The sequence below is a fragment of the Burkholderia sp. SIMBA_051 genome (genome assembly GCF_046534915.1).
Classification (GTDB): Bacteria; Pseudomonadota; Gammaproteobacteria; order Burkholderiales; family Burkholderiaceae; genus Burkholderia; species Burkholderia ambifaria.
Window position 1 is genome coordinate 308,983 of sequence record NZ_JAWRXS010000008.1, and the last position, 12,368, is coordinate 321,350.

Genomic DNA, 12,368 nt, shown 5'->3' on the forward strand with positions numbered 1-12,368 from the left:
CTCAGGACGCAACGCGCCGGGGATTGCGTGCCGCCGCGGCGGACGCACCGGATGGCTTCGGCGCACGCAGGTGGCCGGAGAGTCGCCATTCGAGCGCGCCGAGCAGGCGCACGACGATGAAGTTCAGGCCCAGGTAGATCAGCGCCGCGCACACGAACACCTCGGTCGTCCGGTAGGTCTGCTGGATGATCTGCTGCGCGACGCCCGTCACCTCCCACACGGTCACGAGGCTCGCGAGCGCGGTCGACTTGACCAGCAGCACGGCTTCGGTCGAATACGCGGGCAGGCACTGGCGCAATGCGATCGGGCCGATCACGCGGCGCAGCAGCGCGAAGCCCGACAGGCCGATCGAATAACCGGCCTCGATCTGCCCGACCGGCACGGCCATCAGCCCGCCACGCAGGATCTCGGCCGTGTAGCCCGCCGTGCACAGCGCGAGCGACAGCACCGCGCACACATAGGGCTCGCGCAGCAGCGGCCAGACGAAGCTTTCGCGGATCACGCCGAACTGGCCGAGCCCGTAATACACGAGGAACATCTGGATCAGCAGCGGCGAGCCGCGAAACACGAGGATGTACGCGCGCGCGAAGCGGTTCGGCAGCCAGTGCGGCGACACGCGCATCGTGACGATCACGAGCGACAGCAGGCCGCCGAGCACGAGCGACGCGAAGAACAGGCCCAGCGTGGTCGGCACGGCCGCGAGCAGCTGGCCCAGCGTGCCGAGGAGGAAATCGAAATCGAGTGACATGCGTGCTCTCCGTCAGTTGCGCGCGAAATTGCGGCGGAACGAGCGGCCGACGATCGCTTCGGCCCGGTTGAACACGCGGTTCGACAGGCCCGTCATCACCAGGTACAGCGCGCCGCCCGCGACGAAGAACACGAAGTACTGATGCGTCGAGCTCGCCGCGATCTGGCTCGTGCGCAGCAACTCCGCGAGGCCGGTGACCGAGATCAGCGCCGAATCCTTCAGGCTCAGTTGCCACACGTTGCCGATGCCGGGCAGCGCGAAACGCAGCACCTGCGGCACCAGGATGCGGCGCAGCACCATCGCGCGCGGCATGCCGATCGAGCGCGCCGCTTCGAGCTCGCCTTTCGACACCGCGAGCACCGCTGCGCGATACACCTCGGCCTGATAGGCGCCCGAGATCATCCCGACGGCGAGTGCGCCGATCACGAACGGCGGCACACCGATGAAGCCTTCCGCGCCGAACCACTGGCCGATGGTCGTGACGAGCGTCGAGCCGCCGAAGTAGAACAGATAGATGACGAGCAGTTCGGGCACGCCGCGAAACACCGTCGTGTACAGGTCGCCGAGCAGGCGAGCGCTGCGGTGGCGCGACAGCTTGGCCGCCGCGATCGCCGCGCCGATCACGGCGCCGACCGCGAGCGCGGCGAGCGTCAGCGCGACCGTCATCAGCGCGGCGAGCAACAGCACGCCGCCCCAGCCCTCGGTACCGAAGCCGAGCATTTCAAGAATCGCCATGCGTGCCTCCCGGCAAGTGTTGAATGAATCCGCAGGATGCGTGCCGCCGCGCGTCGGTCGAGCCGCTCACGCGGCGGCGGCCGGACACGCGCTTACGGCGTGACGTCGGTCTTGAACCACTTGTCGGCGAGTTTCTTCACGGTGCCGTCCGCGAGCGCCGCGCCGATCGCCGTGTCGAACTTCGTCTTCAGGTCGGCGTCCTGCTTGCGGAACGCGAGCCCTTCGCCCGGGCCCCAGATCGGGCCGCCGAGCTTCGGCCCCGCGAGCACGATCGACGCGTTGTCCTTCTTCGTGTTGTTCGCCGCGTAGTACGTGACGTCGTCGAACGACGCGTCGATGCGGCCCGCGACGAGGTCGAGATCGCGCTCAGGCGACGTCTTGTACACGCGGATCGACGCGATGTCCTTGAAGCTGTCGTTGATGAACTTCGTATAGACGGTGCCCGACTGGATGCCGATCGTCTTGCCCTTGAGCTGCTTGCGCAGCGCGTCGACGGTCGGCTTGTCGGCATTCGCGTCGCCGGTCAGCTTGACCATCGGCGCGCCGGGTGCGGCCTTCGGCAGGATCTTCGTATCGGTGACGGCGAAGGTCGCCGGCGTGGCCGCATACGGGCGCGAGAACAGCAGGATCTTCTCGCGCTCCGGCGTGATCGAGATCGCATCCATCAGGACATCGAACTTGCCGGCCTGCAGACCGGGAATCATCCCGTCCCAGTCCTGCGCGACCATGTTGCATTGCACCTTGATCCGCTCGCACACGTTGGCGAGCAGTTCCGGTTCGAAACCGCCGAGCTTGCCGCCCGGCAGCGTGAGGTTCCACGGTGCGTAGCCGCCTTCGAGCGCGACCGTCACCGTCTTCCATTCCTTTGCCTGCACCGGTGCGGCGAGCGTTGCCGCCGCGGCCGCGATGGCGCCGATCGTCCTGATTGCCCACTTGATGCGCTTGCCGTTCACGAGAGTTTCTCCTTGCGTTGAAGTTCGCCATCCCTTCGGTGCAGCAAGCCGCCTCAGGAATTTGTCTATACAAGCATGCAAGAAGAAAAACAGCGAGACAAGCAGCGATCAAAAAAAACCGCGTAAACGCGGGAAATCCCCTAATTTCAGGGCTCTGACGTGCGTCATCGAGGGGAATCCGGGCACGGATTTGGTGCAATTCCGGCGGTCCAATCGCCAGGATGACTAGACAAATTTTGAATTCGATCGGGAGCGAGGCTGAGACTCGGCACGGACGACCATCGCAATTCATCTGACGATGAATCGCGTCCGTGCCGATCCGGCCCCCAGCGGCGGGCGCTACTTCTGCCCGGTTTGCTCGCGGTCCAGCACCGCAAAAAGCTGATCGAAACGCGCTTTTGCATCTCGCGGTTGTGCAACGCTTCGGGCCGCGGCTTCGTTCGTCGGCTGTCCGACCACGATCAAGCCCACCATGCCCAACATGTGATGAGGAAGACAGCGATAGCCATAAACACCGGGCGTATCGAACTTCACGGTCAGATCCTCACTGATCTTTCCGGCAAACGACCGGGCTCCGTCCGGCGCCATCCCGGGAATGCTTTCGACGCTATGACCGCTGTCGGCGGCCACAAAATGGACGCTGTCGCCCGCGTTGATATGGACGAGGGCCGGCTCGAACCCGCGCTGGCCGTCCGATGCCTGATTCAGCATCCTGACTTCGATTTCAGCCGCGTAAGCACCGAGCGACCACAGCAATCCCATCCCGACGATCAACCGCGCCAATCCAGATTTCTTCATTTCGTTCTCCGACGGATTGGCCGCGGGATCGCTCCCCCGGCCAATCCGATCACGGTATCAGCTGCGCTTCAGATCGAAGCGATCGAGGTTCATCACTTTCGTCCACGCGTGGACAAAGTCGCGCACGAACTTCTCGTGCGCATCGTCCGACGCATAGACTTCGGCAACGGCCCGCAGCTCCGAACTGGAACCGAACACCAGATCGACCGGGCTTGCCGTCCACTTGAGCGCGCCCGTCTTGCGGTCACGCCCTTCGTAAGTCCCGTCTGCGCTTGAGGACTTCGTCCATTGGGTCGACATGTCGAGCAGATTCACGAAGAAGTCGTTGCTCAGCGTGCCGGGTCGATTGGTCAGGACACCCAGCCTTGAATGGCCCGCATTGGCGTCCAGCGCACGCAGCCCGCCCACGAGAACGGTCATCTCCGGAACGGTGAGATCCAGCTTGCTCGCGCGGTCGACCATCAACTCGGCCGGCGACCGCTCATTGCTCTTCTGATAGAAGTTGCGGAACCCGTCGGCGGTCGGCTCGAGAACGGCGAACGAAGCGACATCGGTCTGCGCCTGCGACGCATCGACGCGTCCCGGCGAGAACGGAACCTTGACGTCGTAGCCGGCCTTGCGGGCCGCATCCTCGACGGCCGCGCTGCCGCCCAGCACGATCAGGTCGGCCAGCGACACCTGCTTGCCATCCGTTCTGTTCCTGTTGAAGCCGGACTGAATGCCTTCCAGCGACTTCAGCACTTTCGACAGGCTCGCCGGGTCATTCACCGCCCAGGCGTTTTCCGGCGCGAGGCGAATGCGCGCGCCATTCGCGCCGCCTCGATAGTCGGTGGCGCGGAACGAGGCCGCGGACGCCCACGCGGTCTTGATCAGTTCCGACTTCGGCACCCCCGATGCGAGGATCCTGCGCTTCAGCTCCGCAATATCGGCGTCGCCGATCATCTGGTAGCCGGCAACGGGCAGCGGATCCTGCCAGATCAGATCGACCTTGGGCACATCCTTGCCCAGATAGCGCGCCTTCGGGCCCAGGTCCCGGTGCGTCAGCTTGAACCACGCCTTGGCGAACGCCAGCTTGAATTCCTCGGGATGCGCGTGAAAGCGCTTGGCGATCGCGCTGTACGCGGGATCGACCTTCAACGCGATATCGGTCGTAAACATCATCAGCGGATGTCGCTTCGACGGATCGTGTGCGTCCGGCACGATGTCCTGCGCGTCCTTCGGCATCCACTGATGAGCGCCTGCCGGGCTCTTCGTCAGCACCCAATCGTGTTCGAGCAGATTGTCGAGATACTGCATCGTGAAGTGAACGGGGTCGACCGACCATGCGCCTTCAAGGCCGCTCGTGATCGTGTCGGCGCCCTTCCCGGTACCACACTTGTTCGCCCAGCCCAGGCCTTGCGCTTCGACGCCCGCGCCCGCCGGTGCCGCGCCCACGCATTTGTCGGGCGACGCCGCGCCATGGGCCTTGCCGAAGGTGTGACCGCCCGCGATCAGCGCGAGGGTCTCCTCGTCATTCATCGCCATGCGGCCGAACGCGTCGCGAATGTCCTTTGCCGCGGCGACGGGATCGGGGTTGCCGTTCGGACCTTCCGGGTTCACGTAGATCAGCCCCATCTGGGTGGCCGCCAGCGGCTTCTCGAGCTTGCCGTTCTTGTCGCGGTTATCCGACATGAATTTCGTGCCGGCGCCCCAATAAACCAGATCCGATTGCCAGTCGTCTTCCCGGCCGCCGCCAAAGCCGAAGGTTTGAAAACCCATGGATTCAAGCGCGACATTGCCGGTGAGGACCATCAAATCGCCCCACGAAATATTCTCGCCATATTTCTTCTTGATCGGCCACAACAAACGGCGCGCCTTGTCGAGATTGGCGTTATCCGGCCAGCTGTTCAGCGGCTCGAATCGCTGCTGTGCGCCGCCGGCGCCGCCACGGCCATCGTACGTGCGATAGGTGCCCGCGCCGTGCCACGCCATCCGGATGAAGAACGGTCCATAGTTGCCGTAGTCTGCCGGCCACCAGTCCTGCGACGTCGTCAGGGTCGCGCGGATATCCTTCTTCACGGCCTCGATATCGAGCTTGTTGAATGCCTGCGCATAGTCGAAATCCTTTCCGTACGGATTCGACTCGACGTCGTGCTGACGCAGCGGCGAAAGATCGAGCCGCTCCGGCCACCAGAAGTCATTCGTGCGCGGCGCACCGTCGGCCCACGCGGCAACGGTGCCGGCACTCATCGCGATGATGGCGAGCGCGGCCACGACCGATTTTCCGATACGTTTTTTCTGCATATTGACCCCTCCGTAATTGGGCGTAATGTTGGAATGCCGGAGGATTGTGGTCTTTGATGGAATTCGTCGGCCAATCGGTAGTTTTTATTCGTCCGATTAATGCGGACTATGGGCGGGATCCGGATGCCACGCGTTCAGATGGCACCGGGCGCGAACGAAGGCGCTCATGCAGAAGGCGAACCGTCCGCGGTGAGGATGTAGCCAGGGCTACCGTGTCAGACCGCGCCGCGCGTAGATAGAAATAAGGTTGTCGCCGTTTTCAGCACCGCCTCCCTACCGCCCCAGAAACCGCTCCACCAACCGCACGAAATAACTCGCCCCCACCGGCAGCAACGCATCGTTGAAGTCGTAACTGGCGTTATGCAGCAGGCAAGGGCCGCCGCCATGCCCATGCACGCGGTGATCGCCCGCCCCGTTCCCGAGGAACGCATAACAACCCGGCTTCTCGCGCAGCATGAACGAGAAATCCTCCGCCGCCATGGTCGGATCGACGGCGGCGTTCACATGCGCGTCGCCGACCAGCTCGCGCATCACCGCCACCGCCATCGCGGTCTGCTCGGCGTCGTTCACGGTAGCCGGATACTGGCGCTGGAAATCCACCTCGCTCTCGCAATCGAAGGCCGTGGCCGTCGCGGCCACCACGGCGCGCATGCGCGTCTCGATCAGGTCGAGCGTCGCATCGGAGAAGGTCCGCACCGTGCCGCCGAGCCACGCATCGGTCGGCACCACGTTCATCGCCTCGCCCGCATGCACCTGCGTGACCGACAGCACCGCGCCGTCGATCGGATTTCGGTTGCGCGTGACGATCCCCTGCAGAGCACTCAGCACTTGCCCCGCCGCGAACACCGGATCGCGGCCCAGGTGCGGCATGGCCGCGTGGCAGCCGGCACCGCGCAAGTTGATCCGGAACAAGCTGGTCGAGGCCATCAGCGGCCCCGGCCGCACCGCGAAATCGCCGGCCGCGATGCCGGGCCAGTTGTGCAGCCCGAACACGGCATCCACCGGGAAACGCTCGAACAGGCCGTCCTCGATCATCGCGCGCGCGCCGCCGCCCGCCTCCTCGGCCGGCTGGAAGAACAGCTGCACGGTGCCGTCGAATTCGCCGTGCCGCGCCAGATGGCGCGCGGCCCCCAACAGCATGGTGGTGTGCCCGTCGTGGCCGCACGCATGCATCGCGCCGGGCACCGTCGAACGATGCGCGAAGGTGTTGGCCTCCTGCACGGGCAGCGCATCCATGTCGGCGCGCAGGCCGATCGCGCGCGCGCTGCCGCCGCGCTTCAAGGTGCCGACCACGCCGGTGCGGCCGACGCCGCGCGTGACGGCATAACCCCATTGCTCGAGCCGCTCGGCGACGAGTTCAGCGGTGCGGAACACGTCGTAGCCCACCTCGGGATGGGCATGGATATCGCGGCGTAGCGCCGTCAGTTCGTCGGCGTGCGCGACGATGGAATCGATCAGTGTCATGCGGATGGAAGCGCTCTTGTCGGTCGGCGCGGCACGGCGGCGGGCCAGCCCATGCCGCCCGCCGCCGTGCCGCGACGCATCAGATATGGAACAGCTGCGCCACCAGGGTCGCGCCGATGAAGGTGCCGGCATTGGCCACGAAGGACACCAGCACGATGCGCCAGCCGAGCCGGCGGAAGGCCGGAATGTCCTTGGCGATCGACAGCCCCGCGAACACCAGCATCGGCGTGGTCACCCCGAGGAAATCGTTGTGCGAGCTGAGCGCGGCGATCTGCGAAGCCCACGGGGACCACGGCGAGGTCAGGAACATCGCCACCACCGATACCCAGCAGACCGCCGGAATCCTGCGCCCCGTCACGCGCGCCAGCGCATCGCCGACGATCGTCGCGCACACCATGATCGCGATCCCCGGCAGCCCCGCCAGCGGTGTGGTGCCGTGCGCGATCCAGTCGCACACCAGCGCCATCGCAGCCGTCACGATCCAGGCCAGCAGCTTGCCGCCGTAGCCGAGCGCGGGCGCCTCGGTCCGCACGTCGCCCAGCGACGGGCTGGCCACTTCGGGCTGCGCCGATGCCTTGGTGGTGCGGCCGATCAGCGGCTCCAGCACGCGATAGCCCCAGACCGCGAGCGGCAGCGAGATGAACAGCGTGAAGTAGGTACCGATGGTGGTGGTGATCAGGTTGCTGGCCGCGGCGAAGGCAAGCACCGATTTCGCCGTCTCCGGGTCCTGCTGCGCGGCGATCGCGCCCGAGGCGGCCGCCATCATGCTGCCCGAGCCGACGCCCGAGCCCATCGCCAGCGCGAGTGGATCGAAGATGCCGAGGCTGCTCACGAAACCCGCGAACACGGCGATGAACACCGCACCGAACACGGTGCCGGTCAGGTACTCGGCCAGCACGCCGCGGCCCTCGGCCGAATCCATGCCGTACTTCTCGCCGATGATCGCGAGGCTCGGCTCGCGGCCCACCGAGAAGGTCGCGCCGATCGCCTCGCGCTTGATGCCGAGCAGCAACGCGAGCGGCAGGCCGAGCAGGATGGTGCCGACGAAGTGGCCGAATTCCTGGAAGGCCAGCGCCCAGCCCGCCGACGCCAGCTTGGGCAGCGCGCTGCCCACCATCAGCCCGAGCTTGGAGACGAACAGCAGCAGCGCCGGCTGCAGGATCGCGGCCGCGAAGAACTGGTCGGGCACGCTCAGGCGCGCGCTGCTGTTCCAGCGCGCGCTGGCCAGCCCCACCGCGGCGCCGAGCAGCAGTGCCCAGATCATCGGCAGCAGCACGACCTTGCCCGGTCCGAGCTTGAACGTGAACGAGCCGATCCATTCGGCGACCAGCAGGATGCCGGCCGCGTAAAGCAGGACCTTGGCGGTGGCCGCGCCGCCAAGCTCGCGGCGCTCGATACCCAGTGCGTGTTCCATGACGAATCTCCCCTTGAAGCCCGGCTGCCGTCGAATGCGGGCCGGTGGTTACAGATAACCGAACGCGGTGGGCGGCGCTTCGGCCGTCTCGACCCACACGCTCTTGGTCTGCGTGTATTCGTACAGCGCCTCGACCCCGCTCGAGCGGCCGTAGCCGCTCATGCCGTAGCCGCCGAACGGCGAGGCCACGTTGATGGTCTTGTAGCCGTTGACCCAGAAGGTGCCGGCATTCACCTGCGCGGCCACGCGATGCGCGCGCGCCACGTCGGTGGTCCAGGCCGCGCCGGCCAGGCCGAAGTCGGTGTCGTTGGCGATCGCGATCGCCTCGTCCTCGGTGTTGAACGGGATGGCCGCCACCACCGGCCCGAAGATCTCGGTGCGCGCGACCTCCATCGCGTTCGACACGCCGGTCAGCACGGTCGGCGCCACGAAGTAGCCGCCGCGGCCTTCCCCGACACGCTCGGCCGAGCCGCAGGCGAGCGTGGCACCAGCCGCCACGCCGCGCGCGATCATCGACATCACGTGGTCGTACTGCTTGCGGTTGTTGATCGGGCCCACCTCGGTCGCGTCGTCGAGCGGTGCACCGACGCGGATCTTTTGCGCCCCGGCAGCGACCATCGCGACGAATTCGTCGTAGACGGCGCGCTGCACCAGCAGACGCGAGCCGGCCACGCAGCTCTGGCCCGCGCCGGCGAAGATCGCCGCCTGGGCGGTCAGCGCGGCGCGCTTGAGGTCGGCGTCGGCGAACACGATATTGGCCGACTTGCCGCCCAGCTCCAGCACGCACGGCAGCACGCGGCGCGCGGCGGCCTCGGCGATGCGCGCGCCGGTGGCCGGCGAGCCGACGAACACCACCTTGCTCACCACGCGATGCGCGATCGCGGCCTGCCCGGCGGTGTGACCGAAGCCGGCCAGCACGTTGACCAGGCCGCGCGGCAGCCCGGCCCGCTCGCCGAGCCGGGCGACCGCCAGCGAGGTGAAGGGCGTCAGCTCCGAGGGCTTGAGCAGCACGCCGTTGCCCATCGCCACCGCGGGCGCCACCTGCCAGCCGCAGGTGAACACCGGCGCGTTCCAGGGCGTGATCTGCAGCACCACGCCGGCCGGCTCGCGGCGCGTGTAGTTGAGGTGCGAGGTCGGCACCGGAATCACGCTGCCGTAGAACTTGTCGGTCCAGCCCGCGTAGTACTCGAACATCTCGGCGACCTTGCCCACCTCGCCCCGGCAGTCGCGGATCGGCTTGCCCGAGCCCAGTGCCTCCAGCCGCGCGATCGCCTCGGCCTCGGCGCGGATCGCGCGCGCCACCTCCTGCATCACGCGGCCGCGAGCGGCATGCGTGAGCGCCCACCATTCGCGTTGCGCGCGGCGCGCGCTTTCGGCGGCATGGTCGATCACGGCTTCTCCGGCGTCGCGATAGGCGAGCGTGGCCTCGCCCGTCGCCGCATCGTAAAGCTGGATCGTATCGCCCTGGCCGGCGACGAGCTCGCCGTCGATATACGAGCCGATCGTGGCGGCGCCGGGGAAGAAATGCGCGAAGGCGGCGAGCAACTGGTCTGCGTGCTGGGTCATGTCAGGTTTCCGTATCGGTGGGTCGAGCGGGATCGTGGCGCGGGCTGCCGGCCTCAGGCGGGGTCGAGGAAGTCGACGATGCGGTTGAAGTCTTCGCCGTCGGCGACGGATACCTCGCTGGCGGCCCATACGCGCGCCGCCTCGCGCGCCACGGGAGCGACGCTGTCGAACTGATCGAGCAACCCGAGCGCGAGCCGCACGTCCTTGCGCATCAGCTTCATGGTGAAACCGGAATCGAACTTGCCGTTGAAGATCCAGGTCGGGTAGTTGGTCAGCGTCGCGCTGTTGCGGCCGGAGCCGCCGTTGAGCGCCTCGACCAGCTTTTCCGGATCGACGCCGGCCGCGCGCGCGGTGCGCACCGCCTCGCTGGCGGCCAGCAGGTGCACGCCGGTCAGCAGGTTGTTGAGCAGCTTGGTGACGTGGCCGGCACCCACCGGGCCCACATGCACGCGCTTGGCGCTGATCGCCGTGAGGATCGGCTCGATGGCCGCGATATCGCTGTCCGAGCCGCCCAGCACCATCGTCATGGTGGCGGTGGCCGCGCCCTTCGGGCCACCGCTCACCGGGCCATCGACGAAGCCGATGCCGCGCTCGGCCAGGGCCGCCGCCACGCGCCGCGTGCTGTCCGGATCGGCCGTGGTGGTGTCGATCACGATGCTGCCCGGCCTCGCGTTCTCGAGCACGCCGCCCGCGCCCAGCACCACCGCCTCGACCACCGCCGACGTCGGCAGCGACAGCAGCAGCACGTCGGCGTCGCGCGCGATCCCGGCCACCGAATCGCGCGCCGACAGCACCTCCTGTTCGGCCAGCGCGAGCGCCACGCCCGGCGCCGCGTCGTAGCCAAGCACCGTGTAGTCGCCGCGCCGCAGCGAACCTGCCATGCCGCGCCCCATGTTGCCCAGACCGATCACGCCCACCGTTTTCATCCGACGACTCCTGATAGCTGTTGGTTCGAGGCCGGCGCGCCAGCTTGCGCCCACCTTGCATGGCTACGATGTTCGGTCCGGCGATCCGTATAATCAATCAACGCCAATATTGAGATTGTTCTCTTTTTTAGAACACCGGGATCATGAGCGACACCCTTACCGACAGCCGGATCGTCTATTTCTACGAGGCCGTGCGCTGCGGCACGATCCGCGCCGCGGCCGACTGGCTCGACGTGGCGCCCTCGGCCGTGAGCCGCCAGATCGGGTTGCTGGAGAAGGAGCTCGACGCCACCCTGGTGGAGCGCCACGCGCGCGGCGTGACGCCCACCGACGCTGGACGCTGCGTGATCGAGTATTTCCGCGAGCAGCTCGCGCACCGCGACGACCTGATCTCGCGCCTGCAGGAGTTGCGCGGGCTCAAGACCGGCCAGGTCAGCCTGGTGCTCGGCGAGGGCTTCGTCTCGGATCTACTTGCCGGGCCGATGCAGCAGTTCTGCCGGCAGTTCCCCGGGATCCGTGTCAACCTCGACGTGGGCAGCACCAACGACGTGATCCGCAAAATCTCGAACGACGAGGGCGAGATCGGCCTGGTCTACAACCCGCCCGCGGAGCCCAAGCTGGTGTCGCGCGCGTCGAAGCGGCAGCCGATGATGGCGATCGTCGGCCCCGACTTCCCGCGCCGCAGCCACAAGGTGCTGACGGTGCAGCAGCTCGCCACCTACCCGCTGGCGGCCACCCATCCGTCCTACGGCACGCGGCAGATGATGGAGGCCGTGGAATACGCCGAGCGCGTACGGCTCGCGCCGATCATCACCACCAATTCCTTCGCGATCCTGAAGGAATTCGTGAAATCGGGGCTCGGCATCTCGGTGATGCCGGCTTTCGCGGTGGCGGCCGAACTGCAGAACAAGGAACTGTTCGCGATCGAGATCGCGCATCCGATTCTCGAGAACGCCGAGGCGCACATGGTCACGCGCGTGGGCCGCAAGCTCTCGGTGGCCGCCAACAAGATGCTGCAGATGATGACGGGGCAGATGCGGGCGTTCCGTTAGCGGCTCTGCGTTTTACGCGCGCTCCACGACGGGCGCCGCAAGCAAGGCGTGAGCGGTGCGCGTCGCCATGACATCGTCGGATCGGTAAGCCGCCGCATAGGCATAGGTGCGCCACGCCGCATCGCCAAGCGCATACAGGCAAACGGCCGCGAGCGCCATGCCGCGCGACGAAAGCACGCCGCCGCGCTCGACGCGGCGCAATTCGCTCAGCGCCTCGCCCCACGCACGCGCGCGCACATGCCACCACGCCAGCACCTCGCGCATCCCCCCGTTCCCGGGGCGCAGCACCACCATGGCGTCGAGCAGGTCCAGTACGTCGGACAACGTATCGAGCGCCGCACCAGCCCACAGCACGTGCATCATTCCCGTAGCGATCTGGTCGTCTTTCAACGTCTCGATCATATTCTTCTCCAAGCTGCTGCCCTTTCG

Annotated in this window: 11 protein-coding genes; 1 reads left to right on the plus strand and 10 read right to left on the minus strand. The window is 66.8% G+C overall.

What is annotated here, in order from left to right:
• Position 1 precedes the first annotated feature (1 nt).
• The 9 genes from SB771_RS21660 to SB771_RS21700 all read right to left on the minus strand — a co-directional run bounded on the left by SB771_RS21660 (position 2) and on the right by SB771_RS21700 (position 10,902).
• Positions 2 to 748: an ABC transporter permease gene (locus SB771_RS21660; RefSeq protein ID WP_175662448.1), complete on the minus strand. Its 747-nt coding sequence runs from the start codon at positions 746 to 748 to the stop codon at positions 2 to 4.
• Between the two features lie 12 nt (positions 749 to 760).
• The gene (locus tag SB771_RS21665; RefSeq protein ID WP_175662447.1) at positions 761 to 1,483 is read right to left on the minus strand and encodes an ABC transporter permease; all 723 of its coding nucleotides are present in this window, start codon (positions 1,481 to 1,483) and stop codon (positions 761 to 763) included.
• A 92-nt stretch (positions 1,484 to 1,575) separates the two neighbouring features.
• On the minus strand, positions 1,576 to 2,436 hold the full coding sequence (locus SB771_RS21670; RefSeq protein WP_175662446.1) for a transporter substrate-binding domain-containing protein: 861 nt from the start codon (positions 2,434 to 2,436) through the stop codon (positions 1,576 to 1,578).
• Between the two features lie 339 nt (positions 2,437 to 2,775).
• Positions 2,776 to 3,234, minus strand: coding sequence for a pseudoazurin (locus SB771_RS21675; RefSeq protein WP_175662445.1), 459 nt, complete (start codon positions 3,232 to 3,234; stop codon positions 2,776 to 2,778).
• Positions 3,235 to 3,291: 57 nt separating this feature from the next.
• A complete protein-coding gene (gene katG / locus SB771_RS21680; protein WP_175662473.1) occupies positions 3,292 to 5,463 on the minus strand; it encodes a catalase/peroxidase HPI in 2,172 nt (723 codons plus the stop codon).
• 327 nt (positions 5,464 to 5,790) lie between these two features.
• Positions 5,791 to 6,981: a M20 aminoacylase family protein gene (locus SB771_RS21685; protein WP_175662444.1), complete on the minus strand. Its 1,191-nt coding sequence runs from the start codon at positions 6,979 to 6,981 to the stop codon at positions 5,791 to 5,793.
• 79 nt (positions 6,982 to 7,060) lie between these two features.
• Entirely contained in the window at positions 7,061 to 8,395 is a 1,335-nt protein-coding gene (locus tag SB771_RS21690) for a DUF3100 domain-containing protein (RefSeq protein WP_175662443.1), read from the minus strand.
• Positions 8,396 to 8,443: 48 nt separating this feature from the next.
• Entirely contained in the window at positions 8,444 to 9,961 is a 1,518-nt protein-coding gene (locus tag SB771_RS21695; protein ID WP_175662442.1) for an aldehyde dehydrogenase family protein, read from the minus strand.
• Positions 9,962 to 10,014: 53 nt separating this feature from the next.
• A complete protein-coding gene (locus SB771_RS21700; RefSeq protein ID WP_279607335.1) occupies positions 10,015 to 10,902 on the minus strand; it encodes an NAD(P)-dependent oxidoreductase in 888 nt (295 codons plus the stop codon).
• Positions 10,903 to 11,030: 128 nt separating this feature from the next.
• Here SB771_RS21700 and SB771_RS21705 point away from each other — a divergent pair, with 128 nt between their 5' ends.
• Positions 11,031 to 11,939 (plus strand): LysR family transcriptional regulator, encoded by a 909-nt coding sequence (locus tag SB771_RS21705; RefSeq protein ID WP_105830933.1) that lies wholly within the window; start codon positions 11,031 to 11,033, stop codon positions 11,937 to 11,939.
• Positions 11,940 to 11,951: 12 nt separating this feature from the next.
• Here SB771_RS21705 and SB771_RS21710 read toward each other — a convergent pair whose 3' ends face one another.
• Positions 11,952 to 12,341, minus strand: a complete 390-nt coding sequence (locus SB771_RS21710; RefSeq protein WP_175662441.1) for an HrpB1 family type III secretion system apparatus protein — start codon at positions 12,339 to 12,341, stop codon at positions 11,952 to 11,954.
• Positions 12,342 to 12,368: the final 27 nt, after the last annotated feature.